This window comes from Psychrobacter sp. FME13, from assembly GCF_014861395.1.
Taxonomy (GTDB): Bacteria; Pseudomonadota; Gammaproteobacteria; order Pseudomonadales; family Moraxellaceae; genus Psychrobacter.
In genome coordinates this window covers 13,900-40,204 of sequence record NZ_RRYV01000009.1, presented here as the reverse complement: position 1 = coordinate 40,204, position 26,305 = coordinate 13,900, and the positions used below count along the sequence as shown (strand labels likewise).

At 41.0% G+C, this 26,305-nt stretch carries 23 protein-coding genes; 12 read left to right on the top strand and 11 right to left on the bottom strand.

Annotation, left to right across the window (positions count from 1 at the left end):
- Positions 1-179 precede the first annotated feature (179 nt).
- The 3 genes from EI164_RS02570 (at position 180) to purH (ending at position 3,906) form a co-directional block, all read left to right on the top strand.
- Positions 180-1,307 (top strand): DUF3426 domain-containing protein, encoded by a 1,128-nt coding sequence (locus tag EI164_RS02570; RefSeq protein ID WP_192518438.1) that lies wholly within the window; start codon positions 180-182, stop codon positions 1,305-1,307.
- Between the two features lie 499 nt (positions 1,308-1,806).
- Entirely contained in the window at positions 1,807-2,172 is a 366-nt protein-coding gene (locus EI164_RS17455) for a helix-turn-helix domain-containing protein (RefSeq protein ID WP_192518437.1), read from the top strand.
- A gap of 153 nt (positions 2,173-2,325) precedes the next feature.
- Positions 2,326-3,906, top strand: a complete 1,581-nt coding sequence (purH, locus tag EI164_RS02560; protein ID WP_192518436.1) for a bifunctional phosphoribosylaminoimidazolecarboxamide formyltransferase/IMP cyclohydrolase — start codon at positions 2,326-2,328, stop codon at positions 3,904-3,906.
- 111 nt (positions 3,907-4,017) lie between these two features.
- Here the strand turns inward: purH and EI164_RS02555 are convergent, their stop codons facing one another.
- Positions 4,018-5,892, bottom strand: coding sequence for a SurA N-terminal domain-containing protein (locus EI164_RS02555; protein ID WP_192518435.1), 1,875 nt, complete (start codon positions 5,890-5,892; stop codon positions 4,018-4,020).
- A 384-nt stretch (positions 5,893-6,276) separates the two neighbouring features.
- Positions 6,277-6,549, bottom strand: a complete 273-nt coding sequence (locus EI164_RS02550) for an HU family DNA-binding protein (protein WP_045445077.1) — start codon at positions 6,547-6,549, stop codon at positions 6,277-6,279.
- Between the two features lie 539 nt (positions 6,550-7,088).
- Here EI164_RS02550 and EI164_RS02545 point away from each other — a divergent pair.
- The 8 genes from EI164_RS02545 (at position 7,089) to fdx (ending at position 14,480) form a co-directional block, all read left to right on the top strand.
- Entirely contained in the window at positions 7,089-7,733 is a 645-nt protein-coding gene (locus EI164_RS02545) for a hypothetical protein (RefSeq protein WP_192518434.1), read from the top strand.
- Between the two features lie 576 nt (positions 7,734-8,309).
- Positions 8,310-8,819 carry an Rrf2 family transcriptional regulator gene (locus tag EI164_RS02540; protein WP_192518433.1) on the top strand — a complete coding sequence of 170 codons (510 nt, stop codon included), beginning with the start codon at positions 8,310-8,312 and terminating at the stop codon, positions 8,817-8,819.
- A complete protein-coding gene (locus EI164_RS02535; protein WP_192518432.1) occupies positions 8,816-10,042 on the top strand; it encodes an IscS subfamily cysteine desulfurase in 1,227 nt (408 codons plus the stop codon). The genes EI164_RS02540 and EI164_RS02535 overlap by 4 nt, the downstream gene beginning before the upstream one ends.
- 149 nt (positions 10,043-10,191) lie before the next feature.
- Positions 10,192-10,602: a Fe-S cluster assembly scaffold IscU gene (gene iscU / locus EI164_RS02530; protein ID WP_192518431.1), complete on the top strand. Its 411-nt coding sequence runs from the start codon at positions 10,192-10,194 to the stop codon at positions 10,600-10,602.
- 235 nt (positions 10,603-10,837) lie between these two features.
- Complete coding sequence (gene iscA / locus EI164_RS02525) at positions 10,838-11,158, top strand: iron-sulfur cluster assembly protein IscA (RefSeq protein ID WP_192518430.1); 321 nt, start codon at positions 10,838-10,840, stop codon at positions 11,156-11,158.
- 120 nt (positions 11,159-11,278) lie between these two features.
- Complete coding sequence (gene hscB / locus EI164_RS02520; protein ID WP_192518429.1) at positions 11,279-11,860, top strand: Fe-S protein assembly co-chaperone HscB; 582 nt, start codon at positions 11,279-11,281, stop codon at positions 11,858-11,860.
- A gap of 321 nt (positions 11,861-12,181) precedes the next feature.
- A complete protein-coding gene (gene hscA / locus EI164_RS02515) occupies positions 12,182-14,062 on the top strand; it encodes a Fe-S protein assembly chaperone HscA (RefSeq protein WP_192518428.1) in 1,881 nt (626 codons plus the stop codon).
- A gap of 79 nt (positions 14,063-14,141) precedes the next feature.
- Positions 14,142-14,480, top strand: coding sequence for an ISC system 2Fe-2S type ferredoxin (fdx, locus tag EI164_RS02510; RefSeq protein WP_192518427.1), 339 nt, complete (start codon positions 14,142-14,144; stop codon positions 14,478-14,480).
- Positions 14,481-14,736: 256 nt separating this feature from the next.
- On the opposite strand, the gene EI164_RS02505 is transcribed toward fdx, so the two are convergent.
- The 5 genes from EI164_RS02505 to EI164_RS02485 all read right to left on the bottom strand — a co-directional run bounded on the left by EI164_RS02505 (position 14,737) and on the right by EI164_RS02485 (position 22,179).
- Entirely contained in the window at positions 14,737-16,161 is a 1,425-nt protein-coding gene (locus tag EI164_RS02505) for an adenylate/guanylate cyclase domain-containing protein (RefSeq protein ID WP_192518426.1), read from the bottom strand.
- A gap of 368 nt (positions 16,162-16,529) precedes the next feature.
- Positions 16,530-16,961: an HIT domain-containing protein gene (locus tag EI164_RS02500; RefSeq protein ID WP_192518425.1), complete on the bottom strand. Its 432-nt coding sequence runs from the start codon at positions 16,959-16,961 to the stop codon at positions 16,530-16,532.
- Positions 16,962-17,084: 123 nt separating this feature from the next.
- Positions 17,085-20,732: a transcription-repair coupling factor gene (mfd, locus tag EI164_RS02495; protein ID WP_192518424.1), complete on the bottom strand. Its 3,648-nt coding sequence runs from the start codon at positions 20,730-20,732 to the stop codon at positions 17,085-17,087.
- A 133-nt stretch (positions 20,733-20,865) separates the two neighbouring features.
- On the bottom strand, positions 20,866-21,399 hold the full coding sequence (rraA, locus tag EI164_RS02490; RefSeq protein WP_192518446.1) for a ribonuclease E activity regulator RraA: 534 nt from the start codon (positions 21,397-21,399) through the stop codon (positions 20,866-20,868).
- 78 nt (positions 21,400-21,477) lie between these two features.
- Positions 21,478-22,179: an NAD-dependent epimerase/dehydratase family protein gene (locus EI164_RS02485; protein WP_192518423.1), complete on the bottom strand. Its 702-nt coding sequence runs from the start codon at positions 22,177-22,179 to the stop codon at positions 21,478-21,480.
- A gap of 539 nt (positions 22,180-22,718) precedes the next feature.
- On the opposite strand from EI164_RS02485, the gene rpsT reads away from it, so the two are divergent.
- A complete protein-coding gene (gene rpsT, locus EI164_RS02480; RefSeq protein ID WP_192518422.1) occupies positions 22,719-22,985 on the top strand; it encodes a 30S ribosomal protein S20 in 267 nt (88 codons plus the stop codon).
- Between the two features lie 194 nt (positions 22,986-23,179).
- Here the strand turns inward: rpsT and EI164_RS02475 are convergent, their stop codons facing one another.
- The 4 genes from EI164_RS02475 to EI164_RS02460 all read right to left on the bottom strand — a co-directional run bounded on the left by EI164_RS02475 (position 23,180) and on the right by EI164_RS02460 (position 26,243).
- Positions 23,180-23,965 carry a histidine phosphatase family protein gene (locus EI164_RS02475; protein WP_413038424.1) on the bottom strand — a complete coding sequence of 262 codons (786 nt, stop codon included), beginning with the start codon at positions 23,963-23,965 and terminating at the stop codon, positions 23,180-23,182.
- Between the two features lie 183 nt (positions 23,966-24,148).
- Positions 24,149-24,946 (bottom strand): metallophosphoesterase, encoded by a 798-nt coding sequence (locus EI164_RS02470; protein WP_225739073.1) that lies wholly within the window; start codon positions 24,944-24,946, stop codon positions 24,149-24,151.
- A gap of 125 nt (positions 24,947-25,071) precedes the next feature.
- Positions 25,072-25,770 carry an orotidine-5'-phosphate decarboxylase gene (gene pyrF, locus EI164_RS02465; RefSeq protein WP_192518419.1) on the bottom strand — a complete coding sequence of 233 codons (699 nt, stop codon included), beginning with the start codon at positions 25,768-25,770 and terminating at the stop codon, positions 25,072-25,074.
- Positions 25,771-25,835: 65 nt separating this feature from the next.
- The gene (locus EI164_RS02460; RefSeq protein WP_192518418.1) at positions 25,836-26,243 is read right to left on the bottom strand and encodes a lipopolysaccharide assembly protein LapA domain-containing protein; all 408 of its coding nucleotides are present in this window, start codon (positions 26,241-26,243) and stop codon (positions 25,836-25,838) included.
- Between the last annotated feature and the right edge of the window lie 62 nt (positions 26,244-26,305).

Here is a 26,305-nt window from a genome sequence, read left to right as displayed (position 1 = left end):
ACATTTAATTACATCTGTTACGATAGAGGGTAGTCAGATATTATGTGTTTGACGCCACTCTATTTTTGCCTATGACTCGCAGCCTTTAAGAGCTTTTCAACAACTCTCTTGGCGTCATAGGCGACCTTTATTGAGTGGCGAATCGGTATTGATAACCATACTTTTTTGGATTCGACCCTATGACCACGCCCATAAAAACTCAGTGCCCTCATTGCAAAGCTTGCTTTAAAATACAATCAACCCAGTTAAATAAAGAAAACGCCATTGTAAGCTGCAATCAATGCCAACAGAGTTTTTTGGTAAACAAAAATCTTGTTGTGACATCTGATACCACCACAGCACCTAATCAAGCAGACACTGTGAAAACTGATATTAATAATAAAAATGGCTCAAACGATTCTAAATCTTCACTCAATAAACAACGTCCAAAGAAACCGTCTTCTGATATATTAATCTATGACGACATGGATGCTTATGAGCCAGAAGAAACCCCTTTAGAGTACGATTCTTTAGAGAGTATGGACGCATGGCTAGATCAAATAAATAATGCATCCACCCCTTCGGCTAATGAATCCTCAAAGAGCGCATCTGAAACTATCAATCAAAGTACCAGTTCAGCAGCATCAAATGATATTCATGCCAATGTTGATGAAAAGAACGACGACTTATGGCTCGAAAAACTGCTCAAAGACCAAAACAAACATGAAGACATGCCACAGGATGATACAGACCTGTCTCGATTATTGCTAGATATGGGTGTGCCTCTCAAAGACGAAGATAAAGCTCTTAACGAGCGTAGAAGAAAAACACAGGAAAGCTTCATACCAACGCCGAAAAAACGTTCGGCAGCATCGTTATTATGGATACTTGGATGCTTGGTATTGGCACTGCTACTTTTTGCACAGTATGTCATTTTCAACTTAGAAACCTTAGTAAAAAACCCCACTTATGCTGAAAGGCTACAAGCAATATGTTCAGCAGCTGCTTGCAGTTTGCCGAATGCTGACATAAATGCTTGGAAAATTACTAATGCCACTCATAAATCGAGTCAAATAAAAAGGTCTAGAAAATTCAGCGATATTAGCGCTACATTAAATAATCAAAGCGCAAATACACAGCTATATCCGAGTGTTAAAGTCAGTGTATATGGTGAAAATGACCTGATTGGTGAGTTTATCGCTGATCCAGGTGACTATTTATTAAGCAAACAAAGCCAATTGGCTGCAGAGAGTAGCCGCAATATACTTTTCACTGTGCCTGTTTCTAATGCAAAAATTCGTGACATTAGCGTAAGCCATGTATATTAGGGCGTCTTTTTGGTTCAAACGATAGTCATCATCTAACTGAACTGAATGCTGCCAAACATCGTCAAATAGTTGATCGATATCTCGATATTACATTACCTACGCTATCTTTCTCGTTTGATGACAGTTTTTTCCATTTTTGCAATAAGGACAAACTCTATAGTCAAGGCAATTCAAAAGTAATACAGACAGCCAACTGTAGATTGTATGTCTAAGTACAGTCGATCCACTATAAAATAAACACAGCGATACTGGGTGCATTTTGCGTAGCCTCTGTCTGCGCAGGCACAGCAAGCAAGGAAAATATATGCCTGTATCGCATGGTTACATTTGTATCTTTTTTATTTAGGACTGACTATTGGGTAACGCCATAATATTTTTATAGTGGCATGACTATACTGCAAAACTAACTGTCAATCTATCAGTGCCAAATGATATTAATTTGATATAATACCTCAATATCTTATGGTTTGATTCTCACCAATCCCAAGGACATTATCTTATGGCACCTCATGCACAGCATTATGCGCCTCATTTTGCTACAAGCTCTGAGCATCCTGCCGACTATAATAAAGAAAACCACCCTCATTATTCTCAGCACCGTTTTAGCAGCTCAGAAGATGGCTATGCGAACCATGCGCACGAGCCACTACGGGTGCATGTTGAACGCGTGGTACGGCAGTATTTTACGATGCTAGGCGATGAGATACCCACCGACTTATACGATCTAATCTTAAAACAAGTAGAAGAGCCACTGTTATCCGTTGTCCTTGAAAAAACTCGTGGAAATCAAACCAAATGTGCGCAAATCCTAGGTCTCAACCGCGGTACTTTACGCAAAAAACTCAAAACTTATGACTTAATGTAGCCCCTGCTCTATGAGCGCACTTACCTTTAATAACTATCATTATGCACGGCAATTTAATATTCGTGACATTATCTATCCTGATACTGTCTACAGTAATTGTCTTGATCACCTTGCCAGACGTTTGTGTCAGGCTTTTTTTATGGAAGTTTTTTTATGAGTACTACCCCACTTGCTCTATTATCGGTCTCCGATAAAACTAATATTGTTGAATTTGCTCAAGGCCTTATCAAAGCAGGTTTTGGCTTACTGTCTACTGGCGGGACTTATCGACTGCTCACAGAAAACAACGTCGCTGTCACCGAAGTCTCAGACTATACTGGTTTCCCTGAAATGATGGATGGTCGTGTAAAAACGCTACACCCTAAAATCCATGGTGGTATCTTAGGGCGCCGCGGTACAGACGATGCTGTCATGAGCGAATACGCCATTGAGCGCATTAATTTGGTGGTAGTAAATTTATACCCATTTGCTGAAACCATTGCTCGTGCTGATGTGACTATGAATGACGCTATCGAAAATATCGATATTGGCGGCCCTACTATGGTACGTTCGGCTGCAAAAAACCACGCCCACGTGGGTATCGTCACTGATCCAACAGATTACGATCGTATCCTGACTGCTTTAGGCGATAGCACCAAACTGTCCTCTGCTCTACGCTATGACTTAGCAGTTAAAGCTTTCGAACATACAGCCCAATACGATGGTATGATTGCCAACTTCTTAGGTAGCCGTGTGAACGAAAACCAAGAACCAGAAAATTTCTCGCGTACATTCAATGTGCAGCTTGAGAAAGCACAAGACTTACGCTACGGCGAAAACCCACATCAAAACGCTGCTTTCTACATCGAAAATCAACCTCTAAAGAGCCAACAGGCCTCTATAGCGACTGCTAAGCAGCTACAAGGTAAAGCACTCTCTTATAACAATATCGCTGACACTGATGCAGCTCTTGAATGCGTTAAAGCTTTCAGCACTCCAGCTTGTGTCATCGTAAAACACGCCAACCCTTGTGGTGTCGCGGTTGACAATGACCAAGTAGTTGCCTATAACACTGCATTTAGCACCGATCCTGAGTCTTCATTTGGTGGTATTATCGCCTTCAACCGCCCATTAACACTTGCAGCAGCAAAAGCCATTATCGACAATCAATTTGTAGAAGTGATTATTGCGCCTAGTATCGAAGATGGTGTGCTCGAAGCAACGGCTGCTAAGAAAAACGTACGTGTATTGGTATGCGGTGAGCTACCAGCACCAAATCAACGTGACCCTCAACTTGACTATAAGCGCGTCAACGGCGGCTTACTAGTCCAAGAACAAGATCTTGGTTTAATTACGGCTAACGATTTAAAAATCGTCACAGACGTACAACCAACCGAAGCACAAATTGCAGATCTATTGTTCAGCTGGAATGTGGCCAAATACGTTAAATCTAACGCCATTGTCTATGCTAAAGGACAGCGCACTATCGGTGTGGGCGCAGGTCAGATGAGCCGCGTTAACTCAGCTCGTATCGCTGCTATCAAAGCAGAGCATGCTGGATTAGCGACTGAAGGCGCTGTTATGGCATCAGACGCTTTCTTCCCATTCCGTGATGGTATCGATAACGCTGCTGCAGTAGGCATCTCTGCTATCATCCAGCCAGGTGGCTCTATGCGTGATGACGAAACCATTGCTGCAGCAAATGAGCATGGCATCGCGATGGTCTTCACTGGTATGCGCCATTTCCGCCATTAAGAAACCAGAGTCCACGTCATACGCAATAAGACTGACGTGGATAGTACGAGCATAAAAAAGCCACTGTAGATATATCTACAGTGGCTTTTTTTGTACTTATCAATACTTAACTTAACGCCCTTGCGCATTCGCTACATTGGCATCATTGATCTCAACTTTATATACCAAACGTAGATAATCCAGATAATCTTGCAGTTGATCTTGACCCAAATTATCACGGATAATAGTCGCCGTTTGCGCACGTTGGTCATCAGTCAATTGAGACTGCGGTTCTGTTTTAATACGATCACCGACTAGCAGAGTAGCACCTATTTCAGTCTCACTAGCGATAGCAACGACACCATTGTTAGCAGCTTGCTGACTAAACGCCAATCCGCGCTCTTTTTCTGTCAATAGTGGTGTTTGACGATTTACTGTACCTAATGACTGAAGTGCAACTGGTTGCTGACTAATATCAGCTGGAATCTTAATACCAGTGGCCAGTGCTTTGGCTTCTTTTAGTGCCAATGCTGTGGCTTTTTGCTGATGTAGTATCTGAGTCACTCTTGGCGTGGCAGCTTCTAAAGTCAGCGTCTTAGTAGGACGATAGTTACTTGGTTGCACCCATACTGTTCCAGCACCTACTTCAATACCGGCAGTCACAGCCTGATCCTGAAGGGTAAATTCATCAAAGGCTTGCTTAATCACTGCTGGTTGAGGCAATGCTGAGCTATTATTCTCTTTACGATAATCTTTGATGCTTTTCAATGTGACATTCTCTTGCTCAGCGATATCTTCGATACTAAAGCCATCTGCTGCCATGTCATTAATCGCTGTCATTTTGTCTGCATACATCTCTTGACGCTTATACTCTGTCGCTCGAGCTGTTAACTCATCACGCATGCTTTCTAGTGTCGGTATAGCGCTGCCATTGTCTTCAGTAACCGTAAATATCTGATAACCAAAACTGGTCTTAACAGGGGTTGTCACATCGCCAACACTCAGTCCTTTTAGGGCATCTTCAACGGCTACCGCGTCATTACCAAATACCGAAGGGTTAAAGAGACCGATAGCACCACCTGTTTCTCCTGATGGATCATCTGACTCTGATTTTGCTAAGGCGACAAAAGACTCTCCATTATCTAGACGAGCTTTAACCTGATCTGCTCTTGCTTTAGCATCATCACCGGTTAATAGAATTTGACTGATTTGACGCTCATCAACGATTGCTTGCTCTTGCTTATAAGCCTCATATTGCTGCTGCAAATCTTCTGTCGTAATGTCAGTTACCTGAATAGTTTGAGGGCTGAGTTGCAGATAAGCCAAATCTACCATTGCCGCACTTTTGAGTGTCTCTTTATTGGCATCATAATAAGTTTGGATATCACCCGCACTTACGTTAACCTGATCCGTATAATCTTGCCAATTAAAACGGTACAACCAAATATTGCGCGACTCAAGCTGCAGGTCTATCAACTGACTGACCGCTTGCATGGGATACACTGCGGTACTAACGATACTGGCATTGAGCTGGTCCAGACTGAGCTGATTACGAAACTCAGCAAACAGTTGATTTTTCGTCATATTGCGCTGACGCAAAAAACTGGCAAATTGATCGTTAGAAAAGTTACCATCAGCATCCTGAAAAACCTCTTCTTGACGTAACAAACGGTTAATTGTGTCATCAGAGACGGTCATACCCAACTTGCCGGCTTGCTGCTCTAGTAGCGTACGGTCAATCAAACCTTTTAATACTTGCTCATGCAGCACATCTTCATTTAATAAGCTGGCATCATCAACTTGTTCTAATACCTCAGTACGACGGCTATTGACAGCAGACTGATATTGAGTCAGTCCCACGCTGGCATCACCTACCTGAGCAACTTGGTTGGGATCGACTCCTGCTCCCAAATAGCTTTCGATACCCAATAGAGCGAGCGGCGATAGGCATAAAATCAATAAAATGCGACCTGGCCAGGTTTTTAAAAAATCGCGCAACTTATCCATAGTTATCTCTGCTTTATTAACCTATATTGATGAAAAACCATTGTAATATTAATATGAAAATCAATGCTATTTAAACTGGCAATGGTAAGAGTAAGCACGCGTGCATTTGATATAAAAGAATAAGGCGAATCAAAGCCATCTTATTTAAACAACGTATCTATCGCGCGCGCCCTATGATACGTGATTTTTGGTGTAGACTCAAAATATTCACGCTGCATGCTACAAACTGTCGCAATAAAAAAAGCACCTAATATTTAGGTGCTTTTTGATAATGTACATTATAGCTTAAAGCGATACGATACATCATCTATTATTTCATTATTTACAGACTTTGCTTTGTCGTATATTACGTCATCACACAATGTCTGCTTATAATAAAACGGCTTAGTTCAAGCGCTCTTTTAAGTTTTTGCCAGCTTTAAAGCTTGGTACTTTGCTTGCTGGAATGCTAAGCTCTTCACCAGTCTTAGGGTTACGGCCAGTGCGGGCTTTACGGTCTTTTACGCTAAAAGTACCAAAACCAACTAATGAGATGCTATCGCCAGCTTCTAGCGCTTCACCAACACTTTCCATAACAGCATTCAATGCATCACCAGCTTGGGTTTTATTTAGACCACTTTTGTCTGCGATGCTATCGATTAATTCTGACTTATTCATAAAATTTCCTTCAAGTTTAAGGGGGATAATAAACGCTCACGCCAAGCATTTTAACGCTCTCATAGCATTTAAGCAATAAAAACCGCCTGATTAATGTACTAACAGGTCTCGCTTTGTTATCGTCTTTATATCAAGGCAGCATAAGGAGCGCAAGCGATTTTACATATTTTTGTCTACTGTACTACGTATTTGACACTCAATGTTACGCAAAGTATCTGCAATTGCTCTATCAATGCTTAATATTAGAGAGACTTGATTGTTTTTGAAATAACTGACTATATGTCGTCCTTTCGTGTCAAAGACTTGGCAGCTAATACTAATACATTATCAGTCATAAATACCAGTGTCTTTGTTGACTTGTAAATTGTAAAGTAATAACTTAAGCACTGACAGAAACTAGCGTTACTTTTTATTATAAAGACGTTACTATAGGCAAAATATCACTGCATACTGATAGTCGAACGATATATTTCAGATGTGTTGTGACGCTTGTTTATTTCTAATTTTTAATGTAATACATACAAAAACGGATTATCTACATGAAGCGTTCTACGTTGTCTCACTCTTTTTCTAATATCGTTCTGATGTTCACCGAGTCGGCGTTGACATTATTGTTACGTTTAGATCCTGAACTACGTAAAGCCGCTTATCCCCTTGCTAAGCAAGGTACTGTCGTCGCCCTACGCTTATATCTACCTCATGTTGAAGTTTTTGCTACTTTCAGTACCAAAGGCGTTTTATTGGATGCCCAGTTACCAGTGGGACGCAGTGAGCCTGATGTCATCATCAATGCTTATAGCATCCAAGTTATCAATGCCATCACGACACACGACAGTGAAACGACTGAAAAGTTACAAATGCGCGGCGAATCCGTGCAAGTACAGCTGGTCAAACAGTTTATTATGCAGCTCGGAGTTGCTAGCTTGATTCAAGGCTTGGTTAAAAAATTTAAAGGCGGCAAAGACAAGTCTAAACCTACCGAAGCTGAAACCGAAGAAAAAAAAGAAAACTACAAATTACGTATTAAAGAACAGCAAACCCAAATCAATACCCTAACCATGAAAAATCGCGAGCTTGAAACCACGACCAAAGAATTACAAAGCAAGCAAAAAACACTTATTATCGTAACCATCGCTGCACTTATTATCATGATTATCGCAATCACTGCATTATTGATTAGCTGATTTAGCTCACTTAACCCGAAGCTATGGCTTTTTTATGAGTGAAACATGGTGCATATTCAGTCATCATATATTTGACTCACTATAAAAAAAATACAGCAACACTGGGTGCATTTTGCGTAGGCTTTGTTTCCGCAGTCATAGCAAGGAAGATGTATGCCAGTATCACATGGTTGTATGGGTGCCTCCTTTATTTAACATTGATAACAATGTTCAACCTACCTTTGATTCAGCCAATGGTCATTTAAATGGGTTGACCTTTACTACGCACAACCTGATTTCCACCCTCCTCTCCGACCATTGTTTTTATCAATCACCATTGTTTTTATCAATCATAGTAATAAGATTGATTAACCATTCAACCACATTTTAATCTTGACTAATTTACTCAGGATTAAGTATAATTACCTTAATCGTTGCACACATCGGGTTAACCATCTGTTGTTTAATAGCGATAAGACACAACTTAGCTATTCAGAATTTATATCAGCAACTTATACATTGATATAAGTTATGACAAATATCATTCCGCTAAGATCGTTGTTAAATAAAAATAATGTAAAAGTTTGGAGATAACACATGCGTTTGACTACTCGAGGCAGATATGCCGTTACTGCGTTACTAGATTTGGCATTACAAACGAGCCAACAAGAAAACGCAGTATCTTTATCTGATATCGCTCAACGGCAATCGATTTCTATCTCTTACCTTGAACAACTATTCTCCAAACTTCGCAAACGTGGACTTGTTACCAGTATTCGTGGTGCCGCAGGTGGTTACTATTTAGCCAAGCCATTACATGAAATAGATGTCATGAGCATCATATCAGCCGTCGATGAGTCAGTTAATGCGATGCAGTGTGAAGGACGCGGTGATTGTCAAGGTGGTACAATGTGCCTAACCCATGATTTGTGGTGTGCACTGTCCAATCATATCGAACAGTACTTGAATAATATAACATTAGCACAATTATTAGACATGGAAAATGTGCAGTCGGTCTCAGAACGCCAGCATAGCTCTACTAAAGAGATTTCCATAAAAGATATAAATACTATTACTCTATCGAACAGCGAGGCAAACCCAGCATGAGCCAACATAACAACCTTATATACTTAGATTATGCCGCCACTACACCAGTTGCTAAGTCAGTTGCTGCCAAAATGAGCGAGTATTTGACTGTAGATGGTGTCTTTGGCAACCCGGCCTCACGCTCGCATGGCTATGGCTGGCAAGCAGAAGAAGCAGTAGAAACGGCGCGTCAGCAAGTGGCTGAAGTTATCCATGCCGATCCACGCGAAATCGTTTTTACTTCAGGTGCAACTGAATCTGACAACCTAGCTATTAAAGGCGCTGCACACTTTTATCAGTCTCGTGGTAAGCACATCATCACCAGCAAAATTGAACATAAAGCAGTACTAGATACTTGCCGTGAGCTTGAGCAAGAAGGTTTTGAGATTACTTATCTTGAGCCACAGCCAAGCACTGGTCTTATTTTGCCAGAGCAAGTGAAAGCAGCATTACGCGATGATACCATTCTAGTGTCGTTGATGATGGTAAACAACGAGCTTGGTACAATTACTGATGTTGCCGCAATTGGTGAAATCACTCGTGAAGCTGGTGTCGTATTCCATGTCGATGGCGCACAATCTGTAGGCAAAATATCTGTTAATCTTGAAGAGATGAAAGTGGATTTAATGAGCTTTTCAGGCCATAAAGCATACGGCCCTAAAGGTATTGGCGCATTATTTGTTCGTCGCAAGCCACGTATTCGTTTGAAAGCAGAGCAACATGGTGGTGGTCATGAGCGTGGTATGCGTTCAGGTACTTTGCCAACGCATCAGATCGTTGGTTTAGGAGCAGCATTTGCTTTAGCCAATGAGCGCTATGAAGAAGACCATGCACACGCAGCTGAATTACGTCAACGACTTTGGGATGGCCTACAAGACATCGAAGAGATTTACTTGAATGGTGATCTTGAAAATAGCGTACCTAATATTGTAAATATCAGCTTCAACTTTGTTGAAGGTGAGTCGCTCATGATGTCACTTAAAGACCTCGCTGTATCTTCAGGATCAGCCTGTACATCAGCGACGCTTGAGCCATCATATGTACTACGTGCTATTGGTCGTCCAGACGAATTGGCACATAGCTCTATTCGCTTTAGCTTTGGCCGTTATACGACTGATGAAGACATCGATACTGTTATCAAACAGATGCACGAAGCCGTTGATAAATTACGTGCCTTATCACCACTTTGGGATATGTACCAAGAAGGTGTTGATTTAAATTCAGTGGAATGGGCTGAACACTAAAGCCACCGCAAACAACGATATGGTTATCTAATAATAACCATTAAACGATTGATCAGACAATTAAAATTAAGTGTTTGACCCCAATTACCAATGAGTGGAGCACCTTAAAGCAATTAGCACTGCTCATTATCTAACTAGGAGAAAACCCCATGGCCTATAGCGACCAAGTTATTGATCATTACGAAAATCCACGCAACGTTGGCAACCTTGACAAAAACGCTAAAAACGTTGGTACTGGTATGGTTGGTGCCCCAGCCTGTGGTGATGTAATGCGCTTACAAATTCAAGTCGATGATAACGGTATCATTGAAGATGCTCGCTTCAAAACTTACGGCTGCGGTTCAGCCATTGCTTCAAGCTCACTTGTTACCGAGTGGCTCAAAGGCAAAAGCCTGGATCAAGCTGGTGAAATCAAGAATAGTCACATTGCTGAAGAATTGGCACTACCACCAGTAAAAGTACATTGTTCTGTACTTGCAGAAGATGCTATTAAAGCCGCTATTAGCGACTATCAAGGTAAGCATGGCGCAGCAGTAGTAACCGAAGAAGCTACTATCTAAGCTGAACCTACTAGTCTGTATGTGGTGCTAGATTGGCCACGTACGGTAGCAGTAATACGTTAAAAACAGCTACTGACGCTAAAGAGGTGACAATGACACTTATGTAATTGTCACCTTTTATTTTCTACTTGAATTTCTTGATAGTCGCTAGCATATTACTTTGGCAAACTCATGATTTTGATTGCCAGTGTACACATATTTTGATATTTATGATTAATAGTCAATGGGAGTTGGCATGATAGAAATGACAGAACGCGCCGCTCAGCATGTTCGAGACTTTTTGGACAATCGCGGTAAAGGCGAAGGCATTCGAGTGGGTATTCGTACAGCAGGATGCTCTGGGTTGGCTTATGTCTTAGAATTTGTAGACACACCTGACGAAAATGACACACGCTATGAAAGCCGTGGTGTTAGCATCTTTATTGATCCTAAAAGCTTAGTATATTTAGATGGTTTGCTGATGGACTACGAAAAAGAAGGTCTTAACGAAGGCTTTAAATTCAGTAACCCTAACCAAAAAGGCGAATGTGGTTGTGGTGAATCGTTCACGGTCTAATGGTTTATATCTTCCAATATTGATGCCCAAATAACGGCAAACAGTTTACATCGTAAACTCAGTTATAAAACATCAGCCAAACAGACCTTTTTAAACAAATAAAAAAGCAAGGCGTATGATATGACAGACATTACACCAGAAACACAGTTTGATAACTTCTTTGCCTTATTTGAGCAGCCAGTACAGTTTGAAGTTAATCAAGACAGTCTCGATCAACATTTACGCCTGCTACAAAAACGTTATCACCCTGATAATGTCGCCAAAAATCAGACAAATATTATCCAAGCACAGCTAAAGTCTGAAAAATATTCAGCACTGATCAATCAAGCTTATCAAACACTAAGCTCACCTGATAGTCGTGCGAGTTATCTATTAGACATAGCAAATCAAGCTCAAAATCTAGAACATTCAATCGCAGACTTAGACTTCTTAGAAGACGCTATGGAAATGCGTATGGACTTAGATGAAGCCACCGAAGATAAAAATCGTCTAACTTTACAGCAGTTACATCCGCAAATTACAGAGCGCTTAGCTAACCAGTCGCAACGATTTAATGACGCTTACCAGACACAAAGCTGGAATACGGCGATTGATGCAACACAAAAACTAAAGTTCTTAGTAAAGCTAGATGCTGATGTCACTACTGCTCTTGATGAAGTAGCAACAGCAGAGCATCAAGACGATGATGACTTATATGTTTAGCTATCTGCAAGTTGCGCCTCTTATCCATAAACTAGAGTCGAATACCGATTTCTAAATATTTGGCTAAAATAGCAGTAGCAATCTCTTATCTCAGAACTGTGAGCCGTTACTCTTTTCTATTTGCAGAGTAGACTAACTATAGTCGAAGCAATGTAAGGTTGATACAAAACAACCAAACACAGAGGATATGGCTGTACAATAAATGAGATTGAAACCGTACCAAGTTACACATGCGTTGATTATAGTCATTGGACTACCCTAGTGCATACATACGCTGCACTGACTCCATTTCACTTATTCATTTTATCTCTGAGTTATTTTATGTCTTTATTGCAAATTGCTGAACCCAATCAAAGCGCCCAACCTCACCAGCATCGTTTTGGTATAGGTATCGATCTTGGTACCACACGATCATTGGTCGCTGTGGTACGTTCAGGTAAGGCACAAGTTTTAGAGGCAGGCGTAGCGACAGATACATTATTACCATCTGTTGTCTACTATCCAAGCACAGGTAAGCCATTAGTTGGCTATGATGCCCTAGCCCATTTAGCAGATGATCCAAAAAATACAATCGTCTCGGCTAAACGCTTTATGGGTCGTAGCCAAGCTGACATCAAATTTTCTCATCCTTATGAGTTAAGTGGCAGCACGGATGATATGCCTACATTTGTGACTGCTCAAGGCGAAGTATCTCCTGTGGAAGTATCAGCCCATATATTAGCCACTCTTGAACAACGTGCAGCGAGTGCATTGCCTGCAGATAGTATCGAAGGTGCTGTTATTACCGTACCTGCTTACTTTGATGAAGCCCAACGTCAAGCGACTAAAGATGCAGCTCAAGCAGCTGGCATCAAAGTTTTACGTTTATTAAACGAACCCACCGCTGCTGCCGTTGCTTATGGTCTTGATCAATCTGCAGAAGCAAGCGAAAAAGAAAGCTATTATTTAATTTACGATTTGGGTGGCGGTACGTTTGATGTTTCTATCTTAAAATTGACAGATGGTGTCTTTGAAGTATTGGCCACTGGTGGTAACAGTGCATTAGGCGGTGATGATATCGATCGTCTCATAACCAACTGGCTTATTAAGCAATTGAATATCGACCCTAAAAAGGTAAGTCTTCATGATAAGTCAATATTGGCGCAACAAGCCAAAGCTTATAAACAGGCACTGACGGATAGTGAACAAGTCGATATCGACATCACAGTCAATAATCAGTCTTATCAAGGTGTATTGAGCCGTGTAGATTTACTGACTATTATAGAGCCTGTTAGCCGCCGTACGTTAAGCGTTTGCGAGCAAGTACTGCGTGATGCCAAACTCTCTAATACTGATTTGGATGAAGTTATCTTAGTTGGCGGCTCTACTCGTATGCCCGCTATTCAGCAAGTCGTGACTGATTTTTTTGCCAAACAGCCCTTATGCCGTCTTAATCCAGATGAAGTAGTCGCCCTAGGCGCCGCACAAACTGCACACCAATTGGTTAATGGCGATGGTGACAACAACCTACTGTTGTTAGACGTGACACCTCTCTCGCTTGGTCTTGAAACCATGGGTGGCCTAGTGGAAGTACTGATACCCCGCAATACCCCTATTCCTGTTAAAAAACGTCAAGTATTTACCACGTATCAAGATGGTCAGACAGGTATGGTGATTCATATAGTACAGGGCGAGCGCGAAACCGTAGATAATTGCCGCTCACTTGGCCGATTTGAGCTGTATGGTATTCCAACAATGAAAGCTGGATTTGCTCGTATTGAAGTCACTTTTAGTATTGATGCAAATGGTCAGCTAACTGTCAGTGCACAAGAAACGACAACCAAAACAGAAAGTAAAATTGAGATTGTACCTTCTTATGGTTTATCAGACGAACAGAAAGAGCAGTTATTGATTGCTGGCTTTAAGTATGCCGAAGAAGATAAAAATGCACGCTCTTTAATTGAGACCAAAGTAGAAGCTGAACGCGAAGTACTTGCGCTAGAGTCTGCACTTCACGAGTTTGCAGCATTACTATCTCCTGAAGAACAAAACGTATTATCTGAGCAAATACAAATGTTAAAAACAGCGCTAGGCACTGATGATCTAGCTGTTATTGAAGCTCAACAAGTACAACTTAAGCCCCATAGTGATAATTTTGCATCCCGTATCATGAATCAAAGCGTTAAAACCAGCATGGCTGGTACTAGTGCCCAAGATTGGTAGCCAGATGCGCTCAATGATACCAAACACGCCTATTACACTTTTTATTTCTTTAAATTGATTAGCCTCGGAAAGACGATTTATGCCAAAAATTACTGTACTACCCCATCACGAAATTTGCCCTGACGGCGCCGAAGTCGAGCTAGAGGCAGGGAGCAACCTGTGCAAAGCATTGGTAGAAAAAGGCATTAAAATTGAACATGCCTGTGAGATGTCAAAAGCCTGCACAACCTGTCATGTGGTCGTACGTAAAGGCTTTAATAGTCTAGAAGAGATGGATGATATCGAAGCGGATTTGTTAGATCGTGCTTGGGGATTAGAGCCTGATTCACGCTTATCTTGTCAGGTGATACTCGATGATGAAGACTTAACCATCGAAGTACCTAAATATACGCTAAACCACGCTAAAGAAAACCATTAGGCATGAATTAGTAAGCATTTCTTTATTATCAGATTAAAAAGCCAACTATCATAATGGTAGTTGGCTTTTTTGTACTTCGTTTGAAAGACTACTTATACCATTCACAAGAATACGATTATCTGTGTCAAAATCGCTTAGCCTACAATGTGTAGTACTTGCACTCTTTTTCCTTGCTACTCTAATTTTTGTGAATGGTATTACTTACGTATCAGCTACTTAAATAATGTTTTTGGCTTTGGCTACTATTTCTAGAAATCTAATTACGATTACTGTCACTGCGTTGACTCTCTGCGATACTATCAGTGACCGCTTTTTCTTTCTCTTGTTCGACACGCTCCAATGCAAAGTTTAACCGTGCTCTAATATCTTGATAATCGTTATAATCCATGTCTTTGAAATTTAAATGTAAGTTAAATCCAGGTAGTGTGTAATCAACCCATTTTGACAGATGAACTTTATTAATATCAGGATCAAACACTCGCCATGCATGTACTTTACTATCAAATCCTTTTAGCTGAAATGCACCTGCATGCTGACACTCATAATTATGACAAATATAATCGTACGTACTTTCGCTGATCAATATCTCATCTTTCCCAGCACTCGACTCTAATCTTGCTGCCAAATTGGCTTCCTTACCAATCAATGTGTAACTAAGTCGGTTGTTACTACCAAAATTACCCACATGGCAATACCCTGTGGTAATACCCATACGTATATACAAACCCTCAAAACCCATCAGACGCCACTTCTGTCTTAACGTTCGCATTTCACGACGCATGTCTATCGCCATGGCAATACAGTCCAAGGCATCTTGCCGCGCACCTTGGCTATTAGGCTCACCAAAAAAGCATACCATACCATCACCAATGAACTTATCAAGCACTGCTCCATGCTTATTGGCAATCATAGTCATACAATGCATATAAGTATTTAAAATATCAGCCAAATTATCAGAACTCAGACTGTCAGACAATTCCGTAAAACCAACGATATCTGAGAACATAATAGTCAGCTTAGCACGTTTATTAGAGACAGCCACGGGAACATCAGACTGTACAATCGGCTCCCAAATCTGCGGTGGAATAAAACGTGTTAGCTTATTAATGACTGAAACCATCGTAGTCGATCGTCCAGTTGCCTGATTAGCACGTACTTCATAATCAATATATCCTTGATAAATATGCCTGAACTGCCATAGAATAACAACCATACTCGCCAATAAGACCAAAGGCGACAGCCAGCCTTCTTTACAGTCTACACCTGTACCATTCAATGTCACGCTGACATAATAAAAAATGATGATGGCAGCTATCGCTATAATTATCAGCTTAAATCGGTTTTCACGGCCACTGAGAATAATACGTAAGATTATTAGTGCAATTAAGCTAATAGATATTACTGCACAAAACTGTATCGACCCAATAACTGAAGACAATAAAATAATAACAATATTAGACGTCCAAAAGCTGGCTTGGCGACGGTAGTTGTAAATCAAAATCAGTAAACTAGGCAGGACAACAACAACAACAACCAATGCCATTGCCGTGGCTCTGAAATCAAAATGCCAAGCAAGAAACACAACAGTCATTATCAAAACGAAGACTTCTGGATAGTCAAATCGATAGGCCACTTTATTTTTTAATGGACGATTCGGTGTTGGCGTATCTAGAAAAGGCATATTAAATATTCGCTTAAGAAGAACAGACGATCAGAAAGCCGAGAAGGCATGAGGATAATCGAGAGATAATGGAAATGCAGGACTCACCTTTATAGTTATTTGGATGTAAAAACACTTAGTCAACGTATTATTATACTTTTCAAATATGATAAAAACTATGTCATTGATGGCTAAAAGCCTACCACTTGTCACTCATCTTGCCTTAAAAGTCATATTAATAAAATTATAATATTCATTATCTATACTGACAATAGAAAAGCCAGATAATAAATATCTAGCTTTTTTATACTTAAATGATAATAAATATTCAGTGACGGACTAAAAGGGTCTGTGTAATTAGAAAGACCCTCATTTAAGAAATAACTGAACTACATTTGCCAATCAAACGGCATTTGGTGGTGGCCACGTAGTGCCATCATTAGAGTCTGCTGCATCTGCGCCAATACTTCTTTAGTATAAGGAACAGCGGGAACACCCCATACAGGATTGGGCCATTGCATATCATTTTGATAGCGAACGATATGATGAAAATGTAGCTGCGGCACTTGATTACCCAATGCTGCCACATTCATCTTATCTGCTTGAAAGGTCTTGGCAAGTTGGCTTGACAACCAGCTCGACTCACGTAAAAATTGCGCTTGGTCTGCTTCAGTTAGTTCATACAATTCTTTGATACCTGATACACGGGGGACCAATATCAACCAAGGAAACTGACAATCATTGATCAGACGACAAGTTGATAATGGAAAATCACCTACTAAAAAACTGTCAGCAGCAAGTTTATGATGAAGTTGGAACATAATAACGGTTCTCTTGTTATGAAGCTTAAATAAAAGCGTAGAAAGATTTAATCTTTCTATTTTATCAGTTATCTATCCGATAAAATAGCGCCATCACTCGCATACTGTTACGCATATACATAACTAGACAGGCTCTGCCACCATATGCTCGCTAAAATAGCGTAATAATTCTTGAATCACTGTCACACGCTGTTGTGGTGTTTCGAGTTTATCGGCATGTTGATAACGAATGCCAGACGCACCGTTCATTCGATAACGCTGACCATCTGTCTGAATTAATTTAATGATAGCTAAGGCATCAACGGGCGTATCAGGCGCAAACTCTAGTGTCATGCTATTGCTATTCGCATCAATTTTATTAATTTTCAGTGGTTCTGCTTGTAAACGCAGGCCATGAATGGCGAACAGTTGCTTGGTTTGATCTGGTAGCATACCAAAACGGTCAATCATTTCAGTCCGAATATCCGTCAGCGCCTCTTTATCATCGGCATTACTGATGCGTTTATAAAATAACAAACGTTGATGCACATCATGTAAGTATTCTTCTGGTATCAGTGCAGAGCTGTGTAGATTAATCTCACTGGTGAGTGATAATGGCGTACTCAAATCAGGCTCTTTGCCTGCTTTTATCGCCTTTGTCGCACGCTCTAGCATATCCATATATAAGCTAAAGCCAATCACTTGCATATTTCCACTTTGCTGCTTACCGAGTATCTCACCTGCCCCGCGAATCTCTAAATCCTCACTTGCCAGCATAAACCCTGCGCCCAATGTGTTGGCACGTTCAATCGCATGTAATCGGCGTTTAGCATCGCCTTTTAGACCTTTAATAGAAGGCACAAGTAAATAACAATAAGCCTGGTGATGACTACGACCAACACGGCCACGTAGCTGATGCAACTGAGCCAGACCAAATTTATCAGCACGCTCAATAATAATAGTATTAGAGTTGGGCACATCAATACCCGTTTCGATAATGGTCGAGCATACCAGCACATTAAATTTTTTGTGATAGAACTGCTGCATCACTTGTTCAAGTTGACGCTCTTGCATCTGTCCATGTGCAACACCTACTCGTGCTTCAGGAACCAACTCACGAATGGTCTCTGCCATGCGCTCAATGCTCGCTACATCATTATGTAATAGATAAACCTGTCCACCGCGCAACAACTCACGCAAGATAGCTTCTTTCATCAAGGCTTCTGTCTTTTGCATGACAAAGGTTTTAATCGCCAGACGGCGTGCTGGTGGTGTTGCGATAATCGACATATCACGCATGCCTGACAACGCCATATTAAGCGTTCTAGGGATAGGAGTTGCCGTCATAGACAAGCTATCGACATCGGTCTGAATGGCCTTAATACGCTCTTTATGACGCACACCAAAGCGATGTTCTTCATCGACAATCATGAGACCTAAATTAGAAAATTTTACATCAGGTTGCAATAACTTATGGGTACCAATAACGATATCAACTTTACCCTCTGCTAAATCCGCTAAAACCGTATCTTGATGCTTTTTGCCACCAAATCGTGATAGTGTTTCGATACGTATTGGCCAGTCCGCAAAGCGATCACGGAAATTGTCTTCATGTTGACCTGCCAGCAATGTAGTCGGCACCAATACAGCCACTTGATAGCCTGCACTCACCGCAATAAAAGCGGCGCGCATAGCAACTTCTGTTTTACCGAAACCAACATCGCCGCAGATAAGACGATCCATCGGCTGATTTTGTCTCATGTCTTCGATCACTGCATGGATAGCATTTGCTTGGTCAGGTGTTTCTTCAAACGCAAACTGACTGGCAAATAGATCATATTGTGAAGCATCTATTTTAAAATGAATACCCACTTTGGCTTCGCGCCTTGCTTGCATATTAAGCAATTCAGCTGCGACATCATGAATTTGCTCCAATGCTTTTTGCTTAGCTTTGTCCCATTTACCACTACCAATCTTATGCAGCGGTGCAAGTGCTGGATCGCCGCCGCTATAACGGCTAATCATTTGCAAGTTAGCCACTGGCACATAAATGCTGGCATCATCGTCATATTTAAGATGGATAAACTCTTGATCGCCATCACCCACATCTAACGTAATCAAGCCATTATAACGCCCAACGCCGTGTTCAATATGAACAACAGGACTGCCTGCTGTTATTTCGGTAACACTCTTTACTAAAAATTCTTCTGACACGCCGCTTTGACGACGGCGCCGGGTTTGCAGTACCTGACGACCAAATAGTTGCGTTTCACTAATCAGTACTAGGCGCTCAGGGACATAAACCCCACGTTCAATAGGCGCAACGGTTAGACCAACCTGTGGTAACTTTTTATGACCAGCACCACTCGTTTTGTCTGCTACTAGAAAAGCTTCAAAGCTATCATAGGCTTTAATATCGATTTTACCTTTGAACAGCTCAGTTAGAATCTCACGACGACCAGCTGTTTCGGCAACAATCAATACTGGCGTTGCCGTTTGTGCTTGTCTCTCTAAGAAACCTAACAGCTCAGTAAGCGGCTCAGCTTTTTGATGATTCACTGCTAGCTGCGGCGGTTCTTGGGCGGTTAGGGTGACCACACCTTGTTGTTTATTCGTCGCAACCTCGTCACGAGCACTTAAAATGACACGGGGGTAGTGATTAAGCTGCTCATTAAGGGTATTGGATAACAAGTATAGTAACTCAGGAGCAACGATTGGCTTATCAATATCATGGCGACGCTCTTCATAGCGGCGCTGAATTTGTGACCAATAATCTGCTTGTTTTTCAGTTATCAACTCATCGGTGATAAACAAGGCATCGTTTGGTAAATAAGAGAATAAGCTGCTTTCAGCTTCCCACTCTTTTATGTCAAAAAACAATGGTTGATAGTATTCAAGTCCACTACTAGCAATACCTGCCATCACATCTTTGTGTAGTTCAAACTTACGACTACTGCTATTAGGGAACATCGCGGCAAAATTGGTACGAAAAGTCTCACGCCCTTCATCGAGCGGGAACTCTTTTGCGGGTAATATTTGGAATTGCTGAAGGGGTTTTGAGATGTCTGGCAATTTATGTAGTAGTGATAGTGACTCTTTACCAATATTACTATCATTACCACTCATCATTGACTTGAGGTCATCGACGGTTAATGTACGCTGAGTCTGCGGGTTAAAAAATCGAATCGTCTCAATCTCATCATCGAATAAATCAAGACGCAACGGAAACGGCTGACCCATGGCAAAGATATCAATGATACTACCGCGCACAGCAAACTCACCTGGTTCAAAGACATTATCAACAGCTCGGTAGCCTGCCTTTGCCAATAATCCGCGCTGGGTACTGATATCAAACTGATCTCCCACACTCAAATCAAAATGTTGACCAATCAACCAGCTAGGTGGCGCCACTCGATGCATCAACGCTTGTACTGATATCAGCAATACACCTGATGTTGGCATATCGGTTAATAGGTTGATGCGCTCACTAACAATGTCTTGATGTGGTGACAACTCATCATAAGTCAGTGTCTCCCAATCAGGAAACACATAAGCATCTACCCCGCAAAATGCCAACTCAGTCTCTATCTGATTGAGCTGATTTTGGTCTCGCGTCACCACGACTTTTAGTCGGTCAGCAACATCCCCTATCGATGCCTGCATCAAACTTGCCAGCCATAAACTACTGACGGCTCCATGCACAGGCGCTAACCAACGGCGCTGGGCATTTTGGATAGGAAATAGCTGCTGGTTAATCGGGTCAAACGCGTCAGTCAAAGCAGTGATAGGCATAAAGGATAGGATCAAATTTAAGAGTCAGATAGCTATTATACGAATATTTGCGCAATTACCAAAACTTATGCCGTAACGGTTTGTCACTTCACATTTTACGCATCATTAAGACTCATGATAAAAGATATTTTTTCTAAATTAACGGCCTATCGCTAGCGATGATGCCGTTATTGTCTGCATAAACAAACATGCCTGAAGTTAAGGTTAAATCGCCAAAGCTAATTTCAATATCAGTCTGCCCTTCGTCACGACGGTTCGATTTACGCGGGATACAACCGAGTGCTTTTATCCCAATAGCCATATCCGCCATATCATCCACATCGCGCACACAGCCATATACAATGACACCTGCCCAGCCGTTATCGATTGCCGCCTGCGCAATCATGTCACCTAACAGTGCACAGCGCATCGAACCTCCACCATCGACGACCAATATTTTGCCATTGCCATCTTTATCTCTGCCATCACTATTTAACAATGATTTCACGCGACTGTTATCTTCAAAGCATTTAACAGTCACAATTTCACCGCAAAATTTGTCCTTGCCACCAAAACTATAAAATGACTTGCCTTCAATATTTGGCAAGCAGACCTGCGACTTAGGGTTGGCGTCTAATAAATCACATGTCACAAAATTACTTTTATTCACTGTTTGTGATTCTGGCATCATGTTTGGCATGGTTACACTCCTTGTTATTTGTAATTCAGTGCTACTTTTAAATATTTACTTCATTTTTTACTTAGGCTATTTATTAACGCTAGTCATCGCAAGCATCTGTTTATTTTCGATAATATCAGTCGTTTTGATCGTAGGGCCAGTACGATACTTACTACGTTCGTAGATATCATGCGCGCTCATTACTATTGCACTAGCAACACGTTTAGCGGAAATAGGATGTAGTGACAATGATTCTGAAACAAAAGGTGATATTAGCCTGAAAGCCTTTTGACCAATACTTTCAAGTGGCCGACCTTTATGCTTACCGAGCAGCAATGAAGGACGGAAAATTACGAGCTGTGTAAAACCCAATGATATAATAGACTGTTCAGTCTCAGCTTTGACTCGATTGTATAAAAAACGACTGCGAATATCAGCATTCATGGAGGACAATAAAAAGAAGTTTTCAACCCCTTTATCTTGGCACAATTGAGCAAATCTCACATTATAATCATGGTCAACTTTTCTAAAAGCTTCATCACTACCAGCCTCTTTTTTGGTAGTACCAAGACAACTAAACGCATCAGTCTTACGATCGGCACCAACGCTTGCAAATATTTCAGTTAAGTTGTCAAAATCGTTTACCTGATAAAAACGCATACGGGCATTGATATAGCGTGGTGGACGCCTTGCAATCACAATTAACGTGTCATAAAGCTCACTAAGTTGCTTAACCAGATACTGCCCTACCAGCCCTGTTGCACCAATTACAATTGCTTTTCGCTGCATACCCTATCCATTTATATAGTGTTAAAAATTTTATAGTGATGATAAATCTTGTATTTTATAAGTCCATCACTTTAAGCGGTGCCCCCATTTTAAAAGTAATACTCAGAGTGAGGACTTGCCTTAGTATCATACCTAAATTAATACATAACTGACGGTATTCTATAAAATATATTGTAAAAGTTGTTATCAACCGCCGGGAATTACGAGTCCACCTTAATATTTTTAGGCCTAAATGTGCTACAGAACCCTAATAGCCACTAGAGAAACCGATAATCCATATGCTAGCATAACTTCTTTTACTATTAATCATCAAACTTATTGTTCTAAGCGCAATAATTTGATAAGATAACCGGCTTTACACGTCAACGCTGTTTAATTATTCCAAACAGTTATGGCGATTGCGATGCACTATTAATATTAGATACTTTAATATTAGACATCGATATCATGTTTGACGAGAGGCTGCTCGTCACCGGTGATTGTTAAACTTTTTTACACCCAACATTCATATTTTATCTGTCTTTATCAAGGAGATACGCGTGGCTAATACTGCACAAGCTCGTAAACGCGCCCGTCAAAACACCAAACGTCGTCAGAACTCTGCGTCACAACGCTCTATGGTTCGTACTTACTTAAAACGTGTTGATGCGGCTATCACAGCTAAAGATTATGATGCGGCTACCGAAGCTTACAAAAAAGCGGTACCAGTTCTTGATCGTATGGCTGACAAAGGTATTATTCATAAGAATAAAGCTGCTCGTCGTAAGAGCCGCCTAAACAAAACAATCAAAAGCTTACAAGCTTAAGATTTGTCACGTTTAGACCCTATTACGCTGTAATAGCGTAATAAAAAAGACCTTATCCTAGTGATGAGGTTTTTTTATGCGTGTCTAAAAACTGATACCATTCACAACATTAGAGTTGTAGGGAAAACGGTTGTAAGGAAAACAAGTGCGAAGCCGCTAATCGTACTGTTTGGAATTGGTGTTATAAAGAGAAATTACTCCCATTTTGCTTCTGGTGGTAATAGCAATTTGCTTGGGTGATGTCCTGCTGCACAGTAGCCTTCTAATAGAGTGTGAATTGGACGAGTATAGAGCACACCGCGCCAAACAAAATGGGCACTTGCTTGCTCAAAAGGTTTGTCATCAAACCATAAGAACACCCCTTCCATCATCTTTGGCCAATCATTCCAATCAATTTCAATGACATCGAACATCACCGCTAAAAATGCAGACAGTAAGGTATCATGACTGACCGCAAGCATTAAATGCCCGTGCTGTGGTTGATTCTGATAAAACAGTGACAAAATATCAAGACCACCTTGATAAGCATTTTTAGTACCTTCTAGATTGCCTTTTAAGAATCGATTAATAAAGTTCAGCACACCCACTTCTTTAAATATGGGGTTGGCAATGTCAGGCTCTGTAACTAAACTACCAGGCTCTACCAATAATGACTGGTGCGAAATGTCACGTTTTAAACCAGCCCCTTCTTGCATCAACGCAGCAGTATCAACGCAGCGACCAATCGGGCTTGAGATACTATCGACATCGAGTGAGTATGGTAGATTCCCTCCTAACCAACGTCCCCAAGATTTTGCTAATACACGACCTTTCGGCGTCAGTGGTAACTGATAACTGGCAAAACCATTACCATCCGAACGCTCACGTAGAGAGTGTCTAGTAAAGAGAATCAAACGCTTGTTATCAGGCAATAAGCTGACTGAGGGAATCATACTGTCAGGCAGGTGCGAAGGCGCTGGCGCATTACGAGTGTGACTCATAAGCTTTTCAGCGGGGAGTTGCGAGAGTGTGCTATTCGTATTTTGGCTCATGGTAGCAAGCGTAGCAGATTTTTTGGTAGTAATGAACAAAATATCCGTACAATTGTAATATCCATAGCTTAGATGATATCTAAGGTCTTCACCTAATTACTTAATTACAAACTAGCACCTTATAAACATACGCTAATGGATATCAATGACTCTATCCCATGCAAACTCTAATGCCGTACTACTCACCTCGTTTGGATAAGCACGAGGATTAACAACGACCCGTGTTTTATCAATCTGGTAGTCAAAAGCCTCGTGTGTGTGGCCATGCACCCATAATTCAGGCGCCCATGGCTCTTGCATCCATGCCGAGAAATCACTAACAAAAGCCGCATTACTGGGTAAGGACGCATATTTTTCAGACACAGACAAAGGACTGATACTATGGTGACTCATTACCACTGCTCTTTTGCCCAATTGCTGTGCAGTTATGAGCGACTGTTTCAACCACTGACGTTGTTTTGCATGTAATTGCATGGAGATTTCAGGAGAAAATAATGCATCACCTGCATAAATTTGGGTGTAATCACGCATAAATTTCTTAACTGCTACCATGGTATCTTCATTGGCTTGATACTGGTAATCGGTCCAGAGAGTACAGCCTAAGATCCTGACATCCCCAATATCAACATACTGACACTGCAGTACGCGCAGGCCTTGAGCTAAAACTTCGTCATAGTTATCCCATGTTGCTATTTTTTTATCAAAACCCAGAACATCTTCACCAAAGTATTCATGATTGCCCGTAATAGTAATGAGTGGCACTTGTAAGCGTGCAGCTTGTTCTTGCAGCCATGGCATACCGCTATCGCTGTTTGCTGTATCTCCCGCCACTAATACTACATCTGCGTTCGTTTTAGGAATATGTCCTATCGGATGTGACTGACGAGCATAACTGTCAATATGTAAGTCACTCAAAATTTGTAATTTCATATATGCCAATATCATCAAGTAAACACAAATAGTTTAGCACCTTTTTACTTACCAACAAAAAGTAAAAAGACAGCGAGTTAGGCTGTCTTTTTTTATATCTTGGAGTTACTTTGTGCTATTCACCGTCAGATGCCTTTAAGTATCAACTGCAACTTAGCAGCAGGATTTTCTGCTTGAGTGATGGAGCGTCCAATAACAAGATAGTCTGAACCATCCGTTAATGCTTGTTTCGGTGTACAAATGCGTTTTTGATCATCCGCATTGTCTTCTAGCAAACGAATACCAGGAGTTATTAGTTTGAAGTCTGCTCCACATAAGGCTTTAAGGGCCTTGGCTTCTTGTGCTGAGCAAACCACACCATCAAGCCCAGCTTGCTTAGTCAGTTGTGCCAATCGACTCACTTGTGCATCTAAGCCATCAGTAATGCCTGTTTGCATCAATGCTTCGTTGTCCATAGAGGTCAAAACAGTCACTGCTATCAGTAATGTCTCGTAGCCACCATCTAGCAACCGCTGTTTTGCGAGTGACATGGCTTCAAGGCCTGCACTGGCATGGACGTTTACCATCCATACGCCAAGCTCAGCCGCTGCCAAAACGGCTTGTGCAGTAGTATTGGGAATATCATGAAACTTCAAATCTAAAAACACATCAAAATTTCGCTGATGTAGTGATTTAACAATCTCAGGACCACAACGAGTAAATAGCTCTTTGCCGACTTTCAGGCGACACAATGCTGGATCCAATTGATCAGCCAGTGCTAAAGACGCCTCCATCGTCATATTATCTAGAGCAACGATGACTGGAGACTTAGTTATATCATTCATAGTTTTGCCATATCAGAGTTCTGAAAGAAGTGTAAATAGTTTAGCCGCAAACTTCTTGTTTATCGTTAATCACGCTTAGATTTAGCAAGCGTAGACCCTTCATCTGAATCATTGACCATGATATCGTCTGTATTCGTTGTCGCAAAGTCATAACCAGACTCATCTAGCGTGGCCGCGTTTGCTTGACGATCAATCACGATATTAGCTTGTTCGACTTGCTCTTTCAGATTCTTATTGAGTTTATGCAAACGAGAAATCTCCCATTTGTTCTGTAAGACACGGAAGATAAGCAATGCCAATAGAATACCAATCACAATACCAAGCATCAAACAAAGTATCAGTAGTAACCCTAAATTCATCGTAGGTGCTTGCGAAAATAATAGATTTACACCGACTTCAGTATTGTTTGTTAACACCAAACCAAGTGAATAAGCAAAGCTCAAAAACAGTAATACAAATAATATAAAACGCATGAGACAGTTACCTCAATTTGGTGTGTTATTTATACTTTTAGGATACAATTTCAAAAAAAGCA

What these genes read in the sequence shown, in the direction of transcription:
- EI164_RS02570 (WP_192518438.1), top strand. Translation starts at nt 180, where the DNA reads ATGACCACGCCCATAAAAACTCAGTGCCCTCATTGCAAAGCTTGCTTT.
- EI164_RS17455 (WP_192518437.1), top strand. Translation starts at nt 1,807, where the DNA reads ATGGCACCTCATGCACAGCATTATGCGCCTCATTTTGCTACAAGCTCT.
- purH (WP_192518436.1), top strand. Translation starts at nt 2,326, where the DNA reads ATGAGTACTACCCCACTTGCTCTATTATCGGTCTCCGATAAAACTAAT.
- EI164_RS02555 (WP_192518435.1), bottom strand. Translation starts at nt 5,892, where the DNA reads ATGGATAAGTTGCGCGATTTTTTAAAAACCTGGCCAGGTCGCATTTTA.
- EI164_RS02550 (WP_045445077.1), bottom strand. Translation starts at nt 6,549, where the DNA reads ATGAATAAGTCAGAATTAATCGATAGCATCGCAGACAAAAGTGGTCTA.
- EI164_RS02545 (WP_192518434.1), top strand. Translation starts at nt 7,089, where the DNA reads ATGAAGCGTTCTACGTTGTCTCACTCTTTTTCTAATATCGTTCTGATG.
- EI164_RS02540 (WP_192518433.1), top strand. Translation starts at nt 8,310, where the DNA reads ATGCGTTTGACTACTCGAGGCAGATATGCCGTTACTGCGTTACTAGAT.
- EI164_RS02535 (WP_192518432.1), top strand. Translation starts at nt 8,816, where the DNA reads ATGAGCCAACATAACAACCTTATATACTTAGATTATGCCGCCACTACA.
- iscU (WP_192518431.1), top strand. Translation starts at nt 10,192, where the DNA reads ATGGCCTATAGCGACCAAGTTATTGATCATTACGAAAATCCACGCAAC.
- iscA (WP_192518430.1), top strand. Translation starts at nt 10,838, where the DNA reads ATGATAGAAATGACAGAACGCGCCGCTCAGCATGTTCGAGACTTTTTG.
- hscB (WP_192518429.1), top strand. Translation starts at nt 11,279, where the DNA reads ATGACAGACATTACACCAGAAACACAGTTTGATAACTTCTTTGCCTTA.
- hscA (WP_192518428.1), top strand. Translation starts at nt 12,182, where the DNA reads ATGTCTTTATTGCAAATTGCTGAACCCAATCAAAGCGCCCAACCTCAC.
- fdx (WP_192518427.1), top strand. Translation starts at nt 14,142, where the DNA reads ATGCCAAAAATTACTGTACTACCCCATCACGAAATTTGCCCTGACGGC.
- EI164_RS02505 (WP_192518426.1), bottom strand. Translation starts at nt 16,161, where the DNA reads ATGCCTTTTCTAGATACGCCAACACCGAATCGTCCATTAAAAAATAAA.
- EI164_RS02500 (WP_192518425.1), bottom strand. Translation starts at nt 16,961, where the DNA reads ATGTTCCAACTTCATCATAAACTTGCTGCTGACAGTTTTTTAGTAGGT.
- mfd (WP_192518424.1), bottom strand. Translation starts at nt 20,732, where the DNA reads ATGCCTATCACTGCTTTGACTGACGCGTTTGACCCGATTAACCAGCAG.
- rraA (WP_192518446.1), bottom strand. Translation starts at nt 21,399, where the DNA reads ATGCCAGAATCACAAACAGTGAATAAAAGTAATTTTGTGACATGTGAT.
- EI164_RS02485 (WP_192518423.1), bottom strand. Translation starts at nt 22,179, where the DNA reads ATGCAGCGAAAAGCAATTGTAATTGGTGCAACAGGGCTGGTAGGGCAG.
- EI164_RS02475 (WP_413038424.1), bottom strand. Translation starts at nt 23,965, where the DNA reads ATGAGTCACACTCGTAATGCGCCAGCGCCTTCGCACCTGCCTGACAGT.
- EI164_RS02470 (WP_225739073.1), bottom strand. Translation starts at nt 24,946, where the DNA reads ATGAAATTACAAATTTTGAGTGACTTACATATTGACAGTTATGCTCGT.
- pyrF (WP_192518419.1), bottom strand. Translation starts at nt 25,770, where the DNA reads ATGAATGATATAACTAAGTCTCCAGTCATCGTTGCTCTAGATAATATG.
- EI164_RS02460 (WP_192518418.1), bottom strand. Translation starts at nt 26,243, where the DNA reads ATGCGTTTTATATTATTTGTATTACTGTTTTTGAGCTTTGCTTATTCA.